Source organism: Sphingobium fluminis (assembly GCF_037723805.1).
GTDB lineage: Bacteria > Pseudomonadota > Alphaproteobacteria > Sphingomonadales > Sphingomonadaceae > Sphingobium.
The window spans coordinates 1,107,583-1,129,432 of record NZ_JBBJUK010000001.1 but is presented as its reverse complement, the minus strand read 5'-3'; the positions used below and the strand labels follow the sequence as shown (position 1 = coordinate 1,129,432).

Below are 21,850 nucleotides of genomic sequence, written 5' to 3'. Positions count from 1 at the left end.
CATAAGGCGCTATGGGCCAGCCCATGCATTTTCTCGATCAAGCAAAAATATACATCAAGTCCGGCTGGGGCGGCCCCGGCGCCGTCAGTTTCCGGCGGGAAAAATATGTCGAATATGGAGGGCCGGACGGCGGCTATGGTGGCAAGGGCGGCGACATCATCTTCGAATGTGTCGCAGGTCTCAACACGCTCATCGACTTTCGCTACTCCCAGCATTTCAAGGCGCAGCGCGGCATGCCCGGCATGGGCAAGAATCGCTATGGCGCCGGCGGTGAGGATCTGATTGTCAAGGTGCCGGTCGGTACGCAGATATTATCCGATCCCCAGCCGGTCGAAGGCACCGAGGATGAGGATGGCATCCCCGACTTCGAGGATCAGGAAATTCTCGCCGATTTCACCGAGCCGGGGCAGCGCATGGTCTTCCTGCGCGGCGGCGATGGCGGCCGGGGCAATATGTCGTACAAGACCAGCACCAACCGCGCGCCGCGCCAGCATGGCACCGGCTGGCCGGGTCAGGAGATGTGGGTATGGCTGCGCCTCAAGCTGCTCGCCGATGTCGGCCTCGTCGGCATGCCCAATGCGGGCAAATCGACGCTGATCAACAAGGTGACCAACACCAAGGCGAAAGTCGGGGCTTACGCCTTCACCACCACCAAGCCGCAACTGGGCGTCGTGTTGCACAAACAGCGCGAGTTCGTGCTGGCCGACATTCCGGGCCTCATTGCGGGCGCGGCGGACGGCGTGGGGATCGGCGACCGGTTCCTGGGGCATATCGAACGGTGCCGCGTGCTTTTGCACCTGATCGACGCGACCGGCGACGATCCTGTCGAGGCATGGCGCATAGTGCAGGACGAACTGACCGCCTATGGCGGTGGCCTCGACGAAAAACCGCAGATTGTTGCGCTGAACAAAGGTGATTTGCTGGGGGCGGAACTGATGGAGGATATCGCCGCCCAACTGCGCGACGCGGGCGTGGAGGATGTTTTCACCATCTCGGCGGGCACGGGCGAAGGCATGGAAGCGCTACTGGACGCTATTCTGCCGATTGTGGGCGACGCAAAGACGGCTGCGCAGGCCGACGCGGCGAATGAAGGCGATGAGGACGCGAAGCCATGGTCTCCGCTCTGAAACCTCGTCCACTCATCCCCATTCGAATGTCGTCATAAGCCGTCATGACAACGCCCCTTTCCGGCTTTCCGCCCCCCTCCATCCGCCGTCTGGTTATCAAGATCGGCTCGGCGCTACTCGTCGATACCGCCGGGCAGGTCCGCGAAGCTTGGCTGCGCACCGTTGTGGCCGATGTCGCCGCGCGCAAGGCGGCGGGTCAGCAGATCATCATCGTGTCCTCGGGCGCTATCGCGCTCGGCGCGCGACGCCTGAAATTGCCCAAAGGTGGGCGCGGTAGTCTGGAGGATGCGCAGGCGGCCGCCGCCACGGGCCAGATCGCATTATCGCAATGTTGGGCCACGCTGCTGGCAGAACAGGATATCACTGCGGCGCAGATGCTGGTGACGCTCGATGATCTCGAACATCGACGCCGTTACCTGAACGCTTCGGCGACACTGGAGCGGCTGATGGCGCTCGGCGTCGTGCCGGTCGTGAACGAAAATGACAGCGTTGCCACCGCGGAAATCCGCTTCGGCGACAATGACCGCCTTGCGGCGCGGATCGGACAGGCTGCTCGGGCTGACGCGGTAGTGCTGCTGTCTGACGTGGACGGGCTTTACAGCGCGAATCCGCACGTGGATGCGAGCGCCATGTTTATTGAGAGAATCGACCGGATCGACGCGCGCATCCTGGCCATGGCGGATGGCGGTTCCGCGTCCGGCATGGGATCGGGCGGGATGACCTCGAAAATCGAGGCAGCCAAGATCGCCACCGGTGCCGGGGCTCACCTCGCCATCATCTCGGGCAAGATCGACGCGCCCTTGTCGCACTGGGAGCGGGGGGGACGAGGCTCGGTCTTCGTGGGCGCGCAGGGCAAGGGCGCGCGCAAGGGCTGGCTGGCCGGACGGTTGACCGTGCGCGGTCGCATCACCGTGGACGAAGGCGCCGAACGAGCATTGGAGCGCGGGAACAGCCTGTTGCCCGCCGGGGTCGCGCGCGTCGAAGGCGTGTTCGCGCGCGGCGACGTGGTCGATATTCTCGCGCCCGATGGCAGGATAATCGCCCGGGGCCTCACAGAATATGACAGCGCGGCAGCGACCCGCATCGCCGGCAAGCGCAGCGAGGATATCGCGACCCTGCTCGGCGAAATGCCGCGATCGGTGCTAGTCCATCGTGACCATATGGCGCTGGTCTGAACCCATGTCCTTTCGTATTGCCATGACCGGCGCGACGGGATTCGTCGGCGCTGAAACATTGAACCGGGCTCTGGCATCGGGGCTGTATGTCAGTGCACTCACGCGCCGCGCCCAGCCCCCCCGCGCGCGCCTCAAATGGGTGCATGGATCGTTGGACAATGCCGCCGCGCTCGACACGCTGGTGCGGGACGTCGACGCGGTGATCCACATCGCCGGCGTGGTGAATGCGCCCGACCGCGACGGTTTCGAGGCGGGCAATGCGCGCGGCACGATGACGTTGATCGACGCCATGCGCCGGCGGGGCGTGCGGCGGCTTGTCCATGTTTCGTCGCTCGCCGCTCGCGAGCCTCAACTTTCCGACTATGGCTGGTCGAAGGACGTGGCGGAGCGTCATGTACGGGCGAGCGGCCTCGACTGGACGATCGTTCGGCCGCCCGCCATTTATGGTCCGGGCGATCGCGAGATGCTGGAACTGTTCGCCATGGCGAAGCGCGGCTTCATGCTGCTGCCGCCGGACGGGCACCTGTCGGTCATCGAAGTGAGCGATCTTGCCCGGCTGCTGCTGACACTGGGAGGAAGCAGGCATGTCGGCCTCGCCCAGACCTATGAAGTCGATGACGGAACGCCGGGCGGATGGAAGCATAAGGATTTCGGGAAAGCCATCGGTCGCGCGGTAGGACGGTCGGTGCGCACTGTGGCGACGCCGCGCTGGCTGCTCGACATCGCCGCGCGCGTGGATCGCGGCTTTCGCGGGGTCAATGCCAAGCTCACGCCGGATCGCGTTCGCTATTTCTGCCATCCCGACTGGGTGGCGCGGGAGACGCTGCATCCTGTGCCGCAGTTGTGGACGCCTGCCGTGCCGACTAACGAGGGTTTGAGAGCAACGGCGCAAGCCTATCGGGCCAAGGGCTGGCTGTAACGTCACCCCGCCGTGCGAAAGAGGCGCTTATATGGTCGTAGCGCCCGCCGTAGGTTTTCTCGCCCGCCGCTCCGCGACGAATTCGCTGATCGCCTGGCCGCTGGCGTTCAAAAGCGGGAAGGTGCGGGCGTCGGATAGCCAGTCAGGACGACGTGCGCCGCTGCCGTAGAATGTGTCGTAGACCAGACTGAAGGCGAGGAAAACCAAAGTCGCGCCGATCAGTCCCTTGATCGCGCCGAACCCGCCGCCCAGCACCCGATCGACTGGCCCCAGCACCGACTGGCGCGTCCGACGCCCGATCGCGCGCGCAAGCAGTTTGCCCGCGCCGAAGGTAAAGCCAAAGACCAGCGCGAACGCGAGCATCGCCGCCCCGCTTGTCGTTCCCACGAACGGGGTCAGCAACGCCGCCGCCGAAGCATGAAACAGGCGAATGGCGAAAATGCCCAGCACCCAGGCGATGAGTGACAGGGTTTCCTGCACGAAACCGCGCAGCAAGCCAAAAACCGTGCACCCGCCGATCAGCAGCAGGACGAGAATGTCGACGCCGTTCATGAGGAAGCGGGCTATCCCCGCCCGAGCATCTGGTCAACCAGCTGCGCGAGGGTGCGATATCCGCTCACCGCTATTCCCTTGACCCCGTCGGCCGCCGCGCTCGGGACGAAGGCCCGTTCGAAGCCAAGCTTCGCAGCTTCGCGCAGGCGGAGGGGTGAATGGGCAACCGGCCTGATCTCGCCCGACAGAGCGACCTCGCCGAACAGCACCATGTCGGCGGGCACCGGTTTTTCCGCCAGTGCCGAAATCAAGGCCGCCGCCACGGCCAGATCGGCCGCCGGGTCGGACAGGCGATAGCCGCCCGCGACGTTGAGATAGACCTCGCAGGTCGAGAAGCTGAGGCCGCAGCGCGCTTCCAGCACCGCGAGCACCATGGCCAGCCGTCCGCTGTCCCAGCCTACCACCGCCCGCCGGGGCGTCGCGCCGCTCGACAGCCGCACCACCAGCGCCTGAATTTCGACCAGTACCGGCCGCGTCCCTTCCAGCGCGGGAAAGACCGTGGCCCCGGTCACGCTCTCGTCTCGGTGGGTCAGGAACAGCGCGGATGGATTGGCAACCTCCTCCAGCCCCTCGGCCACCATCGCGAACACGCCGATCTCGTCGGTGCCGCCGAACCGGTTCTTGATCGCGCGCAGGATGCGATATTGATGGCTGCGCTCGCCCTCGAAGCTCAGCACCGTATCGACCATATGCTCCAGCACGCGCGGTCCGGCGATGCTACCATCCTTGGTGACATGCCCCACCAGCACCAGCGCCGTCCCTCGCTGTTTGGCGAAGCGAATCAGCTCCTGCGCCGAGGCGCGCACCTGACTGACCGTGCCGGGTGCGCCCTCGATCAGATCGCTGTGCATGGTCTGAATCGAATCGATCACCATCAATGCGGGCGGTGGCCCTTCGCTCAACGTGGTGAGAATATCGCGCACCGACGTCGCACTGGCAAGTTGCACCGGCGCCTGACCAAGCCCCAGCCGCTGCGCCCGCAACCGCACCTGATCGGCCGCTTCCTCGCCGCTGATATAGGCTACCGAAAGCCCGCGCATCGCAATTCGCGCCGCCGCCTGCAACAGCAGCGTCGATTTACCGATACCCGGATCGCCGCCGATCAGCGTCGCCGACCCCGTGACCAGCCCGCCACCCAAAGCCCGGTCGAACTCGGCGATCCCGGTGGACGTCCGATCGGGCAGCGCGATCTCGCTGTCGAGCGCCACCAGCGTGAGCGCGCGCCCGCCGCTCTGTAAATCGTGCCGCGCTGAAAAGACGGTCTCGGCAGCCTCCTCGACGATGCTGTTCCACTCGCCGCAATCCTCGCACTGGCCCTGCCAGCGGCTCGCGACGGTGCCGCATTGCTGACAGACGAATTTGCGCTTTGCCTTTGCCATAATCGTCGCATAACAGAACATATGCGGAACACAAAATGATCTTGCAAGGGATGCTGGAAACCTGCGGCGCGCTTGGGCATTGAATGCTTATGAAGTCCATCCGCGTCGCCAGCTATAATATCCGCAAAGCCATTGGCACCGATCGCCGTCGCAATCCCGAACGCATATTGGAGGTGCTGAACGAGATCGACGCCGACATCATAGCGCTTCAGGAGGCCGACCGCCGATTCGGGGTCCGCTCTGCCGCCATCCCGGCCTGGCTGCTGGAAAGCCAGAGCAGCTACAAGCCGGTTCCCCTCAACGTCCAGAGTGATTCGATGGGTTGGCACGGCAACGTGATACTTGTCCGCAAGCATGCCGATGTTGCCGCCCATGATGTGCTACATCTCCCATGTCTGGAGCCGCGCGGGGCGACGATGGCCGAGATCGGCCTTTATGGACGAAAGGTTCGGGTCTTCGGCATGCATCTCGATCTGTCGGGGCTGTGGCGGCGGCGGCAGGCAGCGGCGGTCATTCACGCCGCCGCGCATGGCGAGGCCCTGCCCACCGTATTAATGGGCGACCTTAACGAATGGAGCGCCAACCGGGGCTGTCTTGCCGACTTTGCCCGGCATTACAGCTTTGCGCCCTGCGGTCGCAGCTTCCACGCACGACGCCCGGTCGCCCGGCTCGACCGCATCATGCATTGCACGCGATCTACGTTGCTCGACTGCGGGGTGCATGAAAGCGCCGCGGCACGGCGGGCGTCCGATCATCTGCCGATCTGGGCAGAATTGAAACTTGGCTGACTCCGGACCGATGCGGCGCTCGACAAACCGCGCTGGCCTTGCGATCCCCCTTCTATGAGGGAGAAGGAACTGAGGCTGGCGCTGGTCTGCTATGGCGGCATCAGTCTTGCGGTCTACATGCACGGCATCACCAAGGAAATCTGGCGTCTGGCGCGCGCGAGCCGGGGCTTCCACGACGGCGTCCCGCCCGACCCGGGCAGCGAGACCGTCTATCGCCGGCTGCTAGAGGATATGGAGGCCGCGAGCGGCGTCCGGCTGCGCGTCATGCCCGATATCATCGCGGGCGCTAGCGCGGGCGGCATCAACGGTATCTTCCTTGCCCAAGCGATTGAAAGCGGCCAGTCGCTGGAGCCGCTGACCGACATGTGGCTGCAAAATGCCGATGTCGACAGCCTGCTCGATCCCGATGCGCGGCCCGCACGTGCGATCAGCAAATTCTGGGCCGCGCCGCTCGTGTGGATGGCCGCGCGTCATCCGGGCGATACCGTCGAACGAACCGTCGCGCCCGAAACGCGGGAAGAGGTGCGCCACAAATTGTCCCGCTTCATCCGCTCGCGCTGGTTCGAGCCCCCCTTTGGCGGGGAAATTTTTTCGACCATGCTGCTCGACGCGTTCGACGCCATGGCCGCAACGCCACATGGCGAGCCGTTGCTGCCCAAGGGGCATCCGCTCGATCTCTTCGTCACTGTCACCGATTTCGAAGGCCATCCGCAGAGCCTGACGCTCAACAGCCCGCCGCTGGTGGTCGAGACCGAGCATCGCCTGTCGATCGGCTTCCGCTCGCGCGACCGCGGTCAAAGCGATTTCACCGACGCTGCCGAACTGGTCTTTGCGGCGCGCGCAACCGCCAGTTTCCCCGGAGCGTTCCCGCCATTCACTGTGCGCGAGCTGGACCGGGTGCTCCAGCGCCGTCATCGCACATGGGCGGGCCGTGACGCCTTCCTCGCCCGCGTGCTGCCCCGCCAGACCGCTCGGGGACAGGCCGAGGACGCCGTGCTGATCGACGGATCGGTTCTCGCCAACGCGCCTTTTGCCCCCGCCATAGGCGCACTGCGCAACCGCCCGTCCCGGCGCGAGATCGACCGGCGCTTCGTCTATATCGATCCCAAGCCCGGCCGCCGGTCGATCCGTCTCAACCGGCGCGGGGAAGAGGAGGACGAGGATCAGCATGATCTAGCGCTGCCCGGTTTCTTCCGCACCATCTTCGGGGCCTTGAGCGACATCCCGCGCGAACAGCCCATTCGAGACAATCTGGAGCTGATCGACCGGCACAGCGCGCGTATCCGCCGCATGGTGCGTATTTTGGGCGCGCTGCGGCCGGGCATCGAGGCTGAAGTCGAAAGCGCCATCGGCGGTATGCTGTTCCTCGATCGGCCGACCGCCCCTCGCCTGATGAACTGGCGAGCCAAGGCGCAGCAGCGCGCCGCCACCTCCGCTGGCTTCGCGTTTCCTGCCTATGGGCACCTCAAACTATCGGGGATCGTCGAGGATCTGGCGGGATTGCTGTTCGAGCTGAGCGGTGAAAGCAGCCCTATGATGCGTGAAACCTGTCGCCAGTCGCTATGGTCGCATATCCGTGCGATCGGGGCCGATCAGCTCACGGAAAGTGTCGCACCAGCCTCGGCGCCAGTCACCTTCTTCCGCGCCCATGACCTGTCGTTCCGCATTCGCCGGCTGCGCTTCCTTGCGCGACGACTGACGGAGACGCTGGAGCCCGACAGTGCGGCGGACGATCCGGCCGTCCAGAAGATGCGTGACGCGATCTACCGCGCGCTCGCCCATTATGCACAGTGCGAGGGCACGGACATCTACGGCGCGGTCGTACGCGCCAGCGCGGCAGAATCACCCACCGATCCCGCCGCCGCGCTCGATGCGATCGCACAGGCGCGAAACCTGCGGGAAAAGGACCAGCTCACCGACCTCCTGCTCGCCGACGCATTCGCGGCCCTGCCCAAAAGCGCGCGGCGGATCATGCTCCTCGCCTATCTGGGATTCCCCTTTTACGATATCGCGACCCTGCCACTGTTGCAGGGCGAGGCGGTCGATGAATATGACCCGATCAAGGTCGATCGCATTTCGCCCGAGGATTGCAGCGCGATCCGCGCGGGCGGGGCGGACGCGACCCTCAGAGGCATAGAATTCAACAATTTCGGCGCCTTCTTCAGCCGCGCCTATCGCGAGAACGACTATCTCTGGGGGCGGCTTCACGGCGTCGAACGACTGCTCGACATCGTCATCTCTACCATGCCGGGGACGAGCAGCTTGCCCGACGGTGCGTTGCAGGCCTACCGACGCAGTGCCTTCCTCGCGATCCTCGACGAGGAAGAGGCGCGATTGCCCCATGTCGCCGACCTCATCGCCAGCCTGCGGCGCGAGATCGGATAAGTCGTCAAGGCAACAGGGCGTCGATCGCGACAGCGAGATCGATGTCGCGGCGGGACAAGCCGCCGGCGTCATGGGTGGTAAGAATGATATCCACCCTGTTATAGATGTTGGACCATTCGGGATGATGATCCGCCTTTTCCGCCAGCAAAGCGACGCGCGTCATGAAACCGAAGGCGGCGTTAAAATTTGCGAAAGTGAATCGCCGACTGATACCGTCGCGGTCCGCGACGACCGACCAGCCAGGCAGATCGGCGAGCGCCCGCGCGCGTTCATCAACATCCAGTTTACCAACCATCGCCCTAGCCTCGCCATTTGGTTTCGCTTATGTGGCAGCGATGCCCGACACCGGTCAACATCCGCACTGCGCGCCCACTCCCGGCCAGATCGAGACGCTGGCGCTCGAAGCGCTGGGCCGCCTGCCCGCGCCCTTTCACGACCATCTTTCCGATATCGTCCTGTTCGTCGAGGAATTTGCCGATGCGCAGACGCTCAAGGACATGGAGGTCGATGACCCCTTCGGCCTCACCGGCCTGTATCGGGGGCGTCCCGTCGGCGATGCCGTGCAGACCGGCGATCCGCCGCCCAGCGTCCACCTGTTCCGCCGGCCGCTGCTCGATGAATGGGTCGAAACCGGCATTCCGCTCGACCAGCTCATCACCCACGTCGTCGTGCATGAAATCGGCCATCATTTCGGCCTGTCCGACCTCGATATGCATGTGTTGGAGGATATGGTCGCGCCATGAGCGCGCCGCATGTCCGCCTGATGGGCGTCGCTTGCGCGCGCGGCGGGCGGCTGTTGTTTCACGGCGTCGATCTTACGGCGGGACCAGGCGATGGGATTTTACTCCATGGCCCCAACGGTATCGGCAAATCGAGCCTGCTGCGCATCTGCGCGGGCCTTCTGCCCGCCGTCGCCGGCAGTGTCGAGCGCCAGGGTAGGATCGCGCTGACCGATGAAAGGCTGGCGCTGGACACCGACCTAACGTTGCAAAGCGCACTGAAATTCTGGGCGCAACTGGACGATGCCAGTCCCACAGCGTTGGCCGAGGCGATGGAGGCGATGGCGCTCGCGCCCATCGCCAAGTTGCCGGTACGTATGTTCTCGACCGGCCAGCGCAAGCGCGCCGCGCTCGCCCGCGTCATCGCGTCGGGCGCGCGGATATGGCTTCTGGACGAGCCAGCCAATGGGCTTGACGACGCATCTCTTGGCCTCCTTGGCGCAGCCGTAGAGCTCCATCTTGCCCGTGGTGGGATCGTCATAACAGCGTCGCATCAGCCCTTGCCGATGACGATGGCGCTCAGGATCGACCTGGCTGCTCATGCGGACGCGAGAATATGAACGTCCTCGCCCTGCTTATCGCCCGCGACATCGGGCAGGCATGGCGCTCGGCTGGCCTGTGGTTACCGGTCGCTTTTCTTTTACTCGTCGCCAGCCTCTATCCCTTTGCAATAGGCCCCGACGCCGCTTTGCTCGGTCGGACGGGGGGCGGCATGATATGGATCGCGGCGCTGCTCGCCAGCCTGCTGCCGATCGACCGGCTGATCGCGCCCGATCGCGATGCGGGCGTGTTCGACCAGCTGACTCTGCGCGGAATTGGCGAGGAAATAATGCTGGCTGCTCGCCTGATTGCGCACTGGCTGGGCTTTGGTCCGCCGCTCATGGTCGCGGTGTTACCGGCCGCCGCGCTTCTCAAGCTCGACAGCGAAACGATCTTTCTTCTCGAAGCCGGGCTGCTGATCGGCACCCCCGGCCTCGCCGCGCTCGCCCTGCTGGTCGCCGCACTGACAGCCGGCCTGCGATCGAGCGGCGCGCTGGCCGGCCTGCTGGCTCTGCCGCTGGCGGTGCCCGTGCTGATTTTCGGCGCAGGGACTTTGGGCGACGGCAGCGGCGCGGCGCTCAAATTCCTCGGCGCGGCCTCGCTGCTGCTGGTGGCGATCACGCCCTTTGCCGGCGGGGCGGCGATCCGCGCAGGACGAGAATAGCCTCCCCCCTCGACAGCCCTGTGCGTGTGCGGCAAGGGGCCGGGATGCGCGCGATCCTCGCCTCGATCATTTTTGTCCTGATATGGTCCACAGGCTTCATCGTGGCGAGGGCCGTGACCCCGCATGCGCCGCCCGAACTGGTGTTGGCGGTGCGCCTGATTCTGACCACGGCTTTATTGGGGGCGCTCGCCATTTATGCCCGTCAGCCGCTGCCGAGGGGCCGCCGCCTCGGCCTGCACCTTGCCGCCGGGATCATGATGCACGGCCTCTATCTGGGGCTTGGCTGGTGGGCCATCACCCGAGGCATGCCGGCGGGGATCATGGCACTGCTGGGATCGCTCCAGCCCCTGATAGTGGCGGTCGTGAGCGTGCCGCTGCTCCGCGAGCATCTCCCCCGGCGGTCATGGGTGGGACTGTTCGTCGCGATCGGCGGCGTCGCCTGCGTCCTTACGCCAGCCATCGAGCGCGCGGACGCGGGCGCCATAGCGTTCGCGCCGATCGTTGCGGGCCTCATCGCCGTTCTGTGCATGGCGGGCGGCACGCTGATCCAGCGGGGATCGATCGCGACGGACGGCATTTTGATGTCGGGCGCGGTCCAGAATGCGGGTGCCGCGATGGTCATGGTCTGTGCCGTTATGATCGGCGGCGAATGGCGATGGGACGGCTCCCCTGTGCTTTGGGCCGGTCTCGCCTGGTCGGTACTGGGCCTGTCGGCGGCAGGCCTGTCGCTGCTGGTCTGGCTGGTCCGCCATCAGGGCGCGACGCGCATGTCGATGCTGTTGCTGCTCGTGCCGCCGCTCGCCGCGATCGAAGGCTGGCTGCTATTCGGTGAACGCCTGGCGATCATTCAGATCGCCGGGTTCGCGCTCGCGCTGGGCGGCGTACTGCTCGGCCGCAGCTCGGCAAAAGCGCCCGACGTTCTGGCCGAACCCGCCTGATCCTTATCCCTCGCGCAGTCTTTCATGGTGGCGGATCACCTCGTCGATGATGAAGCGAAGGAATTTTTCGGTGAAGTCGGGGTCCAGCTTCGCGTCGAGGGCAAGCTGACGCAAGCGCTCCACCTGCCTGGCCTCACGACCGGGATCGGCTGGCGGCAACTTGTGCGTCGCCTTATATTCTCCCACGGCCTGCGTCGTCTTGAAGCGTTCCGCGAGCATGAACACCAGCGCCGCGTCGATATTGTCGATGCTTTCCCGATAACGCTGCAAAGTCTCGTCCACGCTCATCCTCCGCCAGGGCATCGCACGACAAGCGGATCATGGTTTTCCCGCTTCCCTGCGACGCATCGATCAACAGTCGGGCGCTTTTTGCGCCATCCGGCCTGACAGGCAAGCTATTCCCGCTTGCTTTACGCTTTTTGCGTCGCCACATGGGCCGCGTCATGACAGCATCCGTATCCGGCAACGTCCTTCCGATCGGCCGCACCAGTGCGCCATCGCTCGCCCCCATCATGGCGCTGGTCGGGGAAGGCATGAACAACGTCAACGCCGTCATTATCGACCGCATGGCGTCGCGCATTCCGCTGATCCCCGAACTGGCCGGCCACCTGATCGCAGGCGGCGGCAAACGGCTGCGGCCGATGCTCACGCTCGCCTGCGCCGATCTGGTCGGCTATGCGGGCACGCGCCACTACAAGCTCGCGGCCGCTGTCGAATTCATCCACAACGCCACCCTTCTCCACGACGATGTCGTTGACGGATCGGGCCTGCGCCGGGGCCGAAAGACCGCCAATTTCATCTGGGGCAACAGCGCTAGCGTCCTCGTCGGCGACTTCCTCTTTTCGCGCTCGTTCGAACTGATGGTCGAAGCCGAATCGCTTAAGGTTCTAAAAATCCTGTCCAACGCATCGGCGGTCATCGCCGAGGGCGAGGTCAATCAATTGACCGCTCAGCGCCAGGTAGAGACGAGCGAAGAACAATATCTCGACATTATCGGCGCCAAAACCGCTGCTTTGTTTGCCGCCGCCTGCCGAATATCGGCCGTCATCGCCGACCGGGACGAGACGGAGGAAAAGGCGCTGGACGTCTATGGCCGTAATCTCGGCATCGCGTTCCAGCTGATCGACGACGCGATCGATTATGAATCGGACGGCGCGACCATGGGCAAGGATGCCGGCGACGATTTCCGGGATGGCAAAGTGACGCTGCCCGTCATCCTCGCTTATGCGCGCGGATCGGAAGCGGACCGCGCGTTCTGGAAAGCCGCCATGGCCGGTAGCCGGGTCGGCGACGAGGATCTCGCTTATGCAACGCAGCAGCTGCGCAGCACCGGCGCAATCGCCGACACGCTGGCGCGCGCCCGCCATTATGGCCAACGCGCCATCGACGCGCTGGGCATGTTTGCTGGCGGGCGCGCCAAGTCGGCGCTGACCGAAGCGGTCGAATTTGCCATCGCCCGCGCCTATTGAGGCAATGGCGGCGTCGATCGTCTGAACATCTGTCCCTTCGGGTGATCAGCAACCCGGAAGGCCCCCGATGATCCTCACCCCCGAAACGCTCGCCATGTTGATGGCAGCCGCGCTGATGGCCGGTTGCATCGACGCCATGGCGGGCGGCGGCGGCCTCATCTCGCTGCCCGCCCTGATGGCAGTGGGCATTCCCCCGGTTGCGGCGGTCGCGACCAACAAGCTGCAATCCTGCTTCGGCACGTTTGGGGCCTGCGTCGCCTATGCGCGCAAGGGACATATGAACCTGCGCGCCTATCGCTGGCCGATCGCGGCGGCCTTTGCCGGCTCGGTGGGCGGCGCATGGCTGGTGCAGCGGGTCAGTCCGTCGATCCTTGCCGGGCTGATGCCGGCCCTGCTGATCGGCATCGCGGCCTATTTCACCTTTTCGCCGCGAGCGAGCGAATTTGACCGGCGGCAGCGGGTGGGCATCGTCATACTCAGCCTGCTGATCGGGACGATCGGCTTTTACGACGGCTTCTTTGGACCGGGCGCCGGGGCATTCTATACGACCATCCTCCTTGCGCTCGGCGGCCTCAGCCTGCTGCGCGCCACGGCCCACGCAAAGGCGGCCAATTTCGCGAGCAACATCGCCGGGCTGCTGACGATGATCCATGGCGGGCATGTCTTGTGGGTCGCCGGACTGGTCATGGCGGTGGGCAGCATCACCGGCGGGCAAATCGGTTCTCATCTGGCGATGCGGTTCGGGTCGAAGCTGATCAAGCCGATCCTGATCATCATGTCGCTGGCGCTGACGGCGAAAATGCTGATCGACCCGCACAACCCGATCCACGCCTATCTGTTCGGCGTGACGGGGCCGCGCTAGAGCGGGGCGATGACCGCCCTGCCCATTTACGCCGTCCTGCCCGAGTTGCTCGCCTTCCTGAGGCTGGGCAGCAATGCCGTGCTGGTCGCGCCACCCGGCGCGGGCAAGACCACGGCCGTCGCGCCTGCGCTGCTCGATGAGCCATGGTGCACCGGTCAGGTGCTTCTCCTCTCTCCCCGCCGTCTTGCCGCGCGGGCGGCGGCGGAGCGGATCGCGGAAATGATGGGCGAGCAGCCGGGCGGCATCGTGGGCTACGCTACGCGAATGGACAGCCGCCAATCGGCGAGAACGCGCCTGCTGGTGCTGACCGAGGGTATTTTTGTCCGCCGCATTCAGGACGATCCCGAACTGGCCGGCGTCTCGGCCGTCCTGTTCGACGAGGTGCATGAACGCAGCCTCGACAGCGATTTCGGACTGGCGCTGGCGCTGGACGCGCAAGGCGCGCTGCGCCCGGACCTGCGCATATTGCCCATGTCGGCGACACTCGACGGCGCGCGATTCGCCGCGCTTCTCGACGGCGCGCCGGTCATAGAGAGCGAGGGCCACATTCAGCCGCTGGAAATGCGCCATATCGGCCGCAATATCGACAAGCGGGTCGAGGATGACATGGCTGCCGCCATCCGCCTGGCTTTGGTCGAGGAGCGCGAGGGCGACCTGCTGGCTTTTCTGCCTGGCGTCGGCGAAATGGAGCGAACTGCAGAGCGTATCGAGGGCATCGACGCGCAGGTGCACAAGCTGCACGGATCGCTCGACCCTGCCGCCCAGCGCGCGGCGATCCGCCCTTCGCGCGACGGGCGGCGCAAGGTGATCCTCGCGACATCGATCGCCGAAACGAGCCTGACTATCGATGGCGTTCGCATCGTCGTCGATTGTGGCCTTGCGCGCCGCCCCCGTTACGATCGGGCGGCGGGCGTCACCCGGCTCGTCACCGAGCGGGCGAGCCAGGCATCCGCGACGCAACGCGCCGGCCGGGCAGCGCGGCAAACGCCCGGTGTCGCCTACCGGCTGTGGGAGGCGGCGGCGACGGCCGGGATGACGCCATTTGATCCGCCGGAGATCATGGAGAGCGATCTCTCGGGCCTGTTGCTCGACTGCGCGCTATGGGGCGTTGGCGATCCGGCGAGCCTGCGCTGGCTCGATCCGCCGCCGCCTGCTGCGATCGCCGAAGCGCGCGGGCGGCTGACCGCGCTGGAGGCGCTGGATACGGACGGGCGCATCACTGCGCACGGGAAAGCGCTCGCCCGACTGCCGCTCGCGCCCCGCATCGCGCATATGCTCGTGCGCGCCGGCGAGATGGGCATGGCGTCGCTCGCAGCCGAAATTGCGGTCCTGCTTGGCGAGCGGGGGATCGGCGGTCAGGATGTCGACCTGACGCTGCGGCTCCAGCGCTGGCGACGCGAGAGCGGCAAGCGCGCCGATGCGGGGCGCGCGCTGGCCCGGCGCTGGACCGGGCTCATCGGAGGACAGAAGGCGCAAACGAGCGCGCATGATGTCGGACGCTGCCTCGCCCTAGCCTTCCCTGACCGAGTGTCAAAGCGCCGATCGGCGGACGGGGCCGAATGGGCAAGCGCGGGCGGGCGGGGGTTCCGGCTCGATCCCCTCAGTCCGCTCGCGCGCGAGACATGGCTGGCGGTCGGCGAAGTGCAGGGCAATGCGGCGGGCGCGCGCATCCTGTCCGCCGCGCCCCTTGACGAGGAAGAGGTCCTGGCGCTGTTCGGCGATCATATTGCCGAACACCGGACGGTGCGCTTTCGCCCCGATACGGGCGGGATCGAGGCGCTGCGCGAGCGACGCCTAGGAGCCGTTCGCCTGTCGTCGGGGTCGGACGATCGGCCCGATTCGGGGGCGGTCGTCTCTGCCCTGACCGAGGGCGTGCGTCGCGGGGGCCTTTCGCTGCTGCCATGGTCGGACGCCGCCCGCTCGCTGCGGATCCGGGCCGGATTCGCGGGCATCGCGCCGCTTTCGGAAGAAGCGCTGATGATGACGCTAAGCGAATGGCTGCCGCCGTTGCTCACAGGCAAACGCCGCCTCGCCGACATAGACCGGTCGGCGCTCTCCGGCGTGCTGGACGCCCTGCTGGGCTGGGACGGCAAGCAGCAACTCGATCGACTTGCCCCGCCCGATTTTCGGTCACCTGCCGGAAGCACGCACGAGATAGATTACGCCGCCGAGGGAGGGCCGCGGGTCGAATTGCGCGTGCAGGCGCTGTACGGACTGGCCGATCATCCGACCGTGGGCAGCCAGCACATCGCGCTGGTGCTGTCGCTGACATCGCCGGCCGGCCGGCCGATCCAGACGACGCGCGACCTGCCGGGCTTTTGGGCGGGCAACTGGCGCGATGTCGCCAAGGAAATGCGTGGTCGCTATCCCCGCCATCCCTGGCCCGACGATCCGGCGGGCGCAGCGCCGACGCTGCGCACGAAACGGGCGGACGCGCGAGGCAAATCTTGATTATCGCGTCGCACTGGTGCAACGCGGCCTGACCTTTTACGGAGACCTTCGCGATGACCGCGCGCATCTATCAAATCCAGAAGAACGGCATGCAGTCCGGCAAGGCGCGGACCGATAAATGGGTGCTGGAATATGTGGCGGCCGAAGGAAAACGCGCCGACCCACTGACCGGCTGGGCCGGATCGGGCGACACCCGCCAGCAGGTCAAGCTGACCTTTCCTTCGCAGGAGGCCGCTCGCGCCTATGCCGACCGGGAGGGCATCACCTTCACCATCATCCCGACCGGTCCCAAGACGTTGAAAATTCAAGCTTATGCGGACAATTTCCGTTGAGGTGGCCGGAATGCCGCGCAATCGGGCACGATACTGCCCGATTGCGGCCTCATTCCTTTGCCAATGAGCGACGCACAGGTGGAAAAGCCGCCATTTGATGGAAAACCGAAAGACCATATGACCGATCGCCAGCAGATTTTCGATCAGATCGCGCAGCAGATCGCGCCTTTCAACAAAAAGGGCGTTCCGCTCGACGAGGCGACGACCTTTGCCGGCGACCTTGAATGGGACAGCCTGACCGTGATGGATTTCGTCGCCGCGGTCGAGGATGAATTCGATATCCTCATCACGATGAATATGCAGGCCGAGATCGAAACCATCGGCCAGCTCGCCGACGCGGTGATCAAGCTCAAAGCCTGACAGATTATAATATCCGTTCGCCCTGCGCGAAGGCCAAACATGGAAACCTTGCCGTCGCCAGGTCGATGGCCTCGGCTTCGCGGCCCGAACGGCATTAAGGATGATGTGCCCATGACCGACGCCGCGCAGACTGCAAACGACGCCCATACGCCTGCCGAGACCCCCGGCGCGCGCGACCTGTTTTCCAAATTCGATCCCCTGATCGCGGAGCGCGAGGCGCTGCTGGCGACCGGGGTTCGCGATCCCTTTGCGATCGTGATGGACGAGGTCAGGTCACCGACGCTCGCCGTCATCAAGGGCAAGGAAACCATCCTGCTTGGCACCTATAATTATATGGGCATGACGTTCGACCCGGACGTTATTGCCGCCGGCAAGAAGGCGCTCGACGAATTTGGCGCAGGCACGACCGGCAGCCGCGTGCTCAACGGCACCTATCAGGGCCATGCCGAAGTCGAAACCGCCCTCAAGGAATTTTACGGCACCTCGTCGGCAATGGTCTTTTCCACCGGTTATCAGGCCAATCTCGGCGTCATCTCCACGCTGGCCGGGCGCGGCGACTATGTCGTACTCGATGCCGACAGTCATGCGTCCATCTATGACGGCTGCTTTTTGGGCGACGCGGAGATCGTTCGCTTCCGCCACAACAGCGTCGAGGATCTCGACAAGCGACTGGGTCGCCTGCCCGCCGACGCCTTGAAGCTCGTGGTGCTGGAAGGCGTCTATTCGATGCTGGGCGACATTGCCCCCCTGCCCGATATGGTCGCTGCGGTGCGCAAACATCCCAACTGCATGATCCTGGTCGACGAGGCGCACGGCATGGGCTTTTTCGGGCCCAATGGCCGTGGCGTCTATGAGGAACAGGGCGTCGAGAAGGATGTCGATTTCGTCGTCGGCACCTTTTCCAAATCGGTCGGCACCGTCGGCGGTTTCTGCGTTTCGAACCATCCCAAATTCGAGGTGATGCGCCTCGTCTGCCGGCCCTATGTCTTCACCGCGTCGCTGCCGCCCAGCGTCGTCGCCACGGCGGCCACCAGCATCCGCAAGCTGATGCATGCCGGGGAAAAACGCGCACATCTCTGGAAAAACAGCAAGCGGTTGCACAAGGGTCTGAGCGACCTTGGCTTCACGCTCGGCACCAAAACGCCACAGTCGGCGATCATCGCGGTAATCCTGAACGATCAGGCGCAGGCAGTCGCGATCTGGCAGGCGCTGCTGGAACTCGGTCTGTACGTCAATATGGCCCGCCCGCCCGCGACTCCGGCCGGCACATTCCTGCTGCGCTGCTCGCTGTGCGCCGAGCATTCGGATGAGCAGGTTGGCCAGATCATCGGCATGTTCGAAGCGGCAGGCAAGGCGACCGGCGCCATCGGCTGAGCCGGGCGGCGGCGGCGGCCGCCGCTGATTTATGCGAGGTTCGGCACAAACGGCCTGGCCAGCCGTTCGCTTCCAAATGAAGTTCATTCGCTCGACCCTCACCCGCATAGGCGTTCTTACGGCGCGTCCGCTCGCCTTTCTGATAGTTGTGATCTACCTCGCCGGTTGGGCGATATTCGAGCCCGACACGCTGGATTGGCATGCATATGCAACACTGGCGACCTGGATGATGACGCTCTTCATCCAGCGCGCCGAGCATCGCGATACTCAAGCGATACATGCCAAACTTGATGAACTGCTCCGCAACGATCCCAAGGCGCGAACGGCGCTGGAGCACGAAGACGAGCAGGAACCGGAAGATATCGAAGAACACCGGCGCGCCGACCAGGAGAATATCCGCACAGCCTGATCAGAAGGTCTGACCACGGAAATCCGATGGATGTTGGCGCGACGGCGCGATTTTTCAATATTCCCCTTCGTGACAGGGTTTCCCGTTCCTTGCGCCGCGATATCTGTCAGCCTGCTGGCGCTAAACATCGGCTGAAGCTTTCACCTTTCACACTGTTGGGCTAGTGTAACGGCCGCATGGTGAGTTATCGCAACAGGGACGAGCCGACCGAAGGCTGGCGCGAGGCGGCACGCCGGGTGCTGCCCGTCATTCTCGTCGGTTTGCTGATCGGCGCGCTCGCCGCCCTTCTTTATACCGCCAGCAGTGCCTCGCGCGATCAGGATCAGGCGCTGGCGGAACAACGCCGCAGCTTTGAGGTCATCGCCCTTGCCAGGCGGTTCGATGCATCGATGGCGCGGTCGGAGGTCAGCCTCGCCCGCTACGTCATCAGCATGGACCCGGACACCGGGCGGTTATTCCAGGATCAGCTCCGCGGTGCCGCAAGCCAGATCCGGTCGCTGTCCTACGCGACAAGGCAGTCAGGCTGGCAACGGAACAATGTGCGTCAGCTCCAGTCGCTGTTCGACCGACGCAGCAAGACGCTGAGCGAGATCGGCCTGCGCACCACCTACGACCAGAAGATGGGCGCACTCGCGCAGTTTCATCGCGCCGGCAAATCGGCGGATGTGCGCCAGATTACATTATTGCTCAATCAGGTGATCGACGCTGAAAATGGACGTTTGGCGGAGCGCAGCGAGGCGGTAACGCTGGCCGGTGATCGAACGGCATGGATCGGCCGGACATCACGGCTGCTGGGACTGGCGCTGCTCCTGTGCGTCCTGTTTGCGCTGGGGATCGCCAACAACGCCTATACCGATCGACGCACAGCGCGCCGCCTGGCGGACGCGGAGACCGAACGAGCCGACCGGCTGGAAGCGGCGGTCCGCGCGCGTACCGTGGAGCTATCGGACGCCTACGACCGGCTGAAAGAGGAAATCAGCGAACGCGCCGCAGCCGAGGACAATCTGCGCCAGATGCACAAGATGGAGGCGGTTGGGCAGTTGACCGGCGGGATTGCGCACGATTTCAACAATATGCTGGCGGTGGTCGTCGGCGGACTTGAACTGACCAAACGGAAGCTGCGCCAGAATCCTGAGGATGCCGACCGCCATCTCGACAATGCGATGGAAGGCGCAACCCGCGCTGCGGCGCTGACCCGGCGCCTGCTCGCATTCGCCCGGTCGGAACCGTTGCTGCCCGTCACCGTCAGCCCGGACTCACTTGTCGCCGGCATGGCCGACCTGATCGACCGGACCATCGGCGACCAGATCACCGTTTCTATCAATCGGCAAGCCGGTGACTGGCGCATTTTCGTGGATCAGCATCAGATGGAAAATGCGATCCTCAACCTGTGCGTCAACGCGCGCGACGCGATGGACGGACGTGGCCTGCTGACGATCGAAACCAGACAGGCGCGCCTCGCGGCGAACGAAATAGGAGAATGCACGGCCGGCGAATATGCGGTAGTCGCCGTTACCGATGACGGCTGCGGCATGACGGCCGATGTCCTCGGCCGCGTGTTCGAGCCCTTTTTCACGACCAAGCCGGTCGGCAAGGGCACCGGCCTTGGCCTCAGCCAGATTTTCGGTTTCGTCCGGCAAAGCCAGGGCGAAATACGGATCGAATCCGAAGCCGGCAAAGGCACGAGCGTCCACATATATCTACCCCGCCGAACGGTGACCGACGAAGCAAGCGAAATTCAGGCAGCCATCGGCGACCGAAGCGATACGCTTCATCCGCCTACCCGCATTCTGGTCGTGGAAGATGATCCGCGCGTACTCAACCAGACTATGTCGGCCCTCGCCGAACTCGGCCACCTGCCGATTGCTTGCGATCACCCGGCAAAAGCGGAAAAGCTGCTGCGCAGTCATCGCGACATCGGCCTGATCCTGAGCGATGTCTTGATGCCCGAAATGACTGGGCCCGAAATGGTCCGCCAGCTGCCGGCGCTTTACCGCCATATCCCCATTTTATTCGTGACGGGCTATGCTGGAGATGTCGCCGACAGCGCCGATTTTGGCGGACATGAAGTTCTGCGGAAACCCTATACGCTGGTCGCGCTGTCGATCGCGCTATCCACGGCGCTCACCGGATCGCCCCTCTCCGGAACAGCTGCGGCAGCAGAGTGACGGCCCCCAGCAGCGGCCAGCGCCGCTGCCACGGACGGATCGTAATCGCGGTGCCGGCATGGCGGTTGATCTTCCATGCGAGGTAATCGATCCCGCCGGCATAAGTGAAACTCGCCTTCGCCAACCGAACGACGGACAAAAATTTCCCGCGCCGCTGAAGCCTTCGCCAGCGCCGCGCAGCCTGATCGGGTGAAAGAAGCGGCGGCAATCCGTCGGCCAGCGCCGCCTCGCCGAAGTGGCGATAACGATCCGGGTCGGCATCGACGATCGACAGCGACCGTCCCGCTTTCTCAGCCCGCAATTCGGCATTATAGGTTAAATCAAAGCCGGTTCGCCAAAGCGACAGACTATCCGCGTCCTCCCCTGCCATCGGCCGCGCGAGCGAGAGCAGGGTCGGCGCGGCCATCGCCACTGCCGAAACCACGCGCTGCCGGGCCGCATCGTCAGCGGCCCAGAGCAGACGCGAGGGCTGTGCGAATCGGGCCCAAATAGAAACATTGTCAGCCTCACATCCGCAAAGCCGTGCGAAATCTGCTTCGGACAAAATGGCGTATTTTGCGATCAGCCCCCGATGTTCGAAGGGAAAAACATTGGGTGGGATCAGGCGATTGGCCTCTGCCAGCCAGCTTCTGCCATAGGCAGCCGTATAATCCGAGACGATGAGATAAAAATCCAGCATCAACCCGTCGAGGTTCGCTTCGCGCAGGCAGGAACCGTAAAACAGCACTGCGCGCGCAGCATCGGGATAACGCGCCGCAAGCGCCCCTGCCATCGCGGCAGCGCGCGGATCGGCCGCCGCACCAAGCTCGGCGCTAACGAGAGCAAAAACGCTGTTCGGCATGTCCTGAGGGCGATTCACCTGCTCTCAGTGGCACAATGTAGCGTTCTACCAAATGCTATAATGATGGAATGGTCGGCCGATCCGTATCGATATTCATCTCAGGCTTCGAAACGGAAACCCTAAACGCCCCTATTCAAGTCTCTGGCTGGCGTCGATTACGATCCCGGGCCTGACTTGGGCAGCTCAAAAAGATGGATGTCTATCCCCAGAATGTGTCGCTGACCGATTCGCCGCTCGCTTACGTTGCGAACGCTGGGATCGGCGAATGTCCGATGGCGAACTCCTTCAGCCCACATTTTTTTAGCACCGCAACTCCCAATCGCCACACTACAGATAGT

General features: G+C 64.5%; 22 protein-coding genes. 17 read left to right on the top strand and 5 right to left on the bottom strand.

The window, feature by feature from the left end; all coding sequences use genetic code 11:
* The first annotated feature begins 23 nt into the window (after positions 1 to 23).
* Genes obgE through WG907_RS05880 form a run of 3 tightly spaced genes read left to right on the top strand, consistent with a single transcriptional unit; the run spans position 24 to position 3,221 of the window.
* A complete protein-coding gene (gene obgE, locus WG907_RS05890) occupies positions 24 to 1,127 on the top strand; it encodes a GTPase ObgE (protein ID WP_340231718.1) in 1,104 nt (367 codons plus the stop codon).
* 44 nt (positions 1,128 to 1,171) lie between these two features.
* Entirely contained in the window at positions 1,172 to 2,302 is a 1,131-nt protein-coding gene (gene proB / locus WG907_RS05885; protein ID WP_340231717.1) for a glutamate 5-kinase, read from the top strand.
* A 4-nt stretch (positions 2,303 to 2,306) separates the two neighbouring features.
* Entirely contained in the window at positions 2,307 to 3,221 is a 915-nt protein-coding gene (locus WG907_RS05880; RefSeq protein ID WP_340231716.1) for an NAD-dependent epimerase/dehydratase family protein, read from the top strand.
* Positions 3,222 to 3,248: 27 nt separating this feature from the next.
* Here WG907_RS05880 and WG907_RS05875 read toward each other — a convergent pair whose 3' ends face one another.
* Both WG907_RS05875 and radA read right to left on the bottom strand, forming a co-directional pair.
* Complete coding sequence (locus WG907_RS05875) at positions 3,249 to 3,773, bottom strand: CvpA family protein (RefSeq protein WP_340231715.1); 525 nt, start codon at positions 3,771 to 3,773, stop codon at positions 3,249 to 3,251.
* Between the two features lie 11 nt (positions 3,774 to 3,784).
* Entirely contained in the window at positions 3,785 to 5,152 is a 1,368-nt protein-coding gene (gene radA / locus WG907_RS05870; RefSeq protein WP_340231714.1) for a DNA repair protein RadA, read from the bottom strand.
* An 89-nt stretch (positions 5,153 to 5,241) separates the two neighbouring features.
* Here radA and WG907_RS05865 point away from each other — a divergent pair, with 89 nt between their 5' ends.
* Both WG907_RS05865 and WG907_RS05860 read left to right on the top strand, forming a co-directional pair.
* Positions 5,242 to 5,940 (top strand): endonuclease/exonuclease/phosphatase family protein, encoded by a 699-nt coding sequence (locus WG907_RS05865; RefSeq protein ID WP_340231713.1) that lies wholly within the window; start codon positions 5,242 to 5,244, stop codon positions 5,938 to 5,940.
* Between the two features lie 54 nt (positions 5,941 to 5,994).
* Positions 5,995 to 8,325 (top strand): patatin-like protein, encoded by a 2,331-nt coding sequence (locus tag WG907_RS05860; protein ID WP_340231712.1) that lies wholly within the window; start codon positions 5,995 to 5,997, stop codon positions 8,323 to 8,325.
* Positions 8,326 to 8,329: 4 nt separating this feature from the next.
* Here WG907_RS05860 and WG907_RS05855 read toward each other — a convergent pair whose 3' ends face one another.
* On the bottom strand, positions 8,330 to 8,620 hold the full coding sequence (locus WG907_RS05855; RefSeq protein ID WP_340231711.1) for a 4a-hydroxytetrahydrobiopterin dehydratase: 291 nt from the start codon (positions 8,618 to 8,620) through the stop codon (positions 8,330 to 8,332).
* A 40-nt stretch (positions 8,621 to 8,660) separates the two neighbouring features.
* Here WG907_RS05855 and WG907_RS05850 point away from each other — a divergent pair, with 40 nt between their 5' ends.
* Genes WG907_RS05850 through WG907_RS05835 form a run of 4 tightly spaced genes read left to right on the top strand, consistent with a single transcriptional unit; the run spans position 8,661 to position 11,246 of the window.
* Positions 8,661 to 9,068 carry a metallopeptidase family protein gene (locus WG907_RS05850; protein ID WP_340231710.1) on the top strand — a complete coding sequence of 136 codons (408 nt, stop codon included), beginning with the start codon at positions 8,661 to 8,663 and terminating at the stop codon, positions 9,066 to 9,068.
* Positions 9,065 to 9,664 carry a heme ABC exporter ATP-binding protein CcmA gene (gene ccmA / locus WG907_RS05845; protein WP_340231709.1) on the top strand — a complete coding sequence of 200 codons (600 nt, stop codon included), beginning with the start codon at positions 9,065 to 9,067 and terminating at the stop codon, positions 9,662 to 9,664. The genes WG907_RS05850 and ccmA overlap by 4 nt, the downstream gene beginning before the upstream one ends.
* Entirely contained in the window at positions 9,661 to 10,308 is a 648-nt protein-coding gene (locus WG907_RS05840) for a heme exporter protein CcmB (protein ID WP_340231708.1), read from the top strand. The genes ccmA and WG907_RS05840 overlap by 4 nt, the downstream gene beginning before the upstream one ends.
* Before the next feature lie 44 nt (positions 10,309 to 10,352).
* A complete protein-coding gene (locus tag WG907_RS05835; protein WP_340231707.1) occupies positions 10,353 to 11,246 on the top strand; it encodes a DMT family transporter in 894 nt (297 codons plus the stop codon).
* A 3-nt stretch (positions 11,247 to 11,249) separates the two neighbouring features.
* On the opposite strand, the gene WG907_RS05830 is transcribed toward WG907_RS05835, so the two are convergent.
* The gene (locus WG907_RS05830; protein WP_340231706.1) at positions 11,250 to 11,534 is read right to left on the bottom strand and encodes a chorismate mutase; all 285 of its coding nucleotides are present in this window, start codon (positions 11,532 to 11,534) and stop codon (positions 11,250 to 11,252) included.
* A gap of 155 nt (positions 11,535 to 11,689) precedes the next feature.
* Between WG907_RS05830 and WG907_RS05825 the strand changes: the two genes are divergently transcribed.
* The 8 genes from WG907_RS05825 (at position 11,690) to WG907_RS05790 (ending at position 20,671) form a co-directional block, all read left to right on the top strand.
* A complete protein-coding gene (locus WG907_RS05825) occupies positions 11,690 to 12,715 on the top strand; it encodes a polyprenyl synthetase family protein (RefSeq protein WP_340231704.1) in 1,026 nt (341 codons plus the stop codon).
* A 67-nt stretch (positions 12,716 to 12,782) separates the two neighbouring features.
* Positions 12,783 to 13,577 carry a TSUP family transporter gene (locus WG907_RS05820; RefSeq protein ID WP_340231703.1) on the top strand — a complete coding sequence of 265 codons (795 nt, stop codon included), beginning with the start codon at positions 12,783 to 12,785 and terminating at the stop codon, positions 13,575 to 13,577.
* Between the two features lie 9 nt (positions 13,578 to 13,586).
* Positions 13,587 to 16,028, top strand: a complete 2,442-nt coding sequence (gene hrpB, locus WG907_RS05815) for an ATP-dependent helicase HrpB (protein WP_340231702.1) — start codon at positions 13,587 to 13,589, stop codon at positions 16,026 to 16,028.
* Between the two features lie 53 nt (positions 16,029 to 16,081).
* Positions 16,082 to 16,360: an ETC complex I subunit gene (locus WG907_RS05810; protein WP_340231701.1), complete on the top strand. Its 279-nt coding sequence runs from the start codon at positions 16,082 to 16,084 to the stop codon at positions 16,358 to 16,360.
* Between the two features lie 117 nt (positions 16,361 to 16,477).
* Positions 16,478 to 16,720 carry an acyl carrier protein gene (locus WG907_RS05805; protein WP_340231700.1) on the top strand — a complete coding sequence of 81 codons (243 nt, stop codon included), beginning with the start codon at positions 16,478 to 16,480 and terminating at the stop codon, positions 16,718 to 16,720.
* Positions 16,721 to 16,831: 111 nt separating this feature from the next.
* A complete protein-coding gene (spt, locus tag WG907_RS05800) occupies positions 16,832 to 18,094 on the top strand; it encodes a serine palmitoyltransferase (protein ID WP_340231699.1) in 1,263 nt (420 codons plus the stop codon).
* 76 nt (positions 18,095 to 18,170) lie between these two features.
* A complete protein-coding gene (locus WG907_RS05795) occupies positions 18,171 to 18,503 on the top strand; it encodes a low affinity iron permease family protein (RefSeq protein ID WP_340231698.1) in 333 nt (110 codons plus the stop codon).
* A gap of 179 nt (positions 18,504 to 18,682) precedes the next feature.
* Entirely contained in the window at positions 18,683 to 20,671 is a 1,989-nt protein-coding gene (locus tag WG907_RS05790) for an ATP-binding protein (RefSeq protein ID WP_340231697.1), read from the top strand.
* On the opposite strand, the gene WG907_RS05785 is transcribed toward WG907_RS05790, so the two are convergent.
* Entirely contained in the window at positions 20,628 to 21,512 is an 885-nt protein-coding gene (locus WG907_RS05785) for a hypothetical protein (protein WP_340231851.1), read from the bottom strand. The genes WG907_RS05790 and WG907_RS05785 overlap by 44 nt on opposite strands.
* Positions 21,513 to 21,850: the final 338 nt, after the last annotated feature.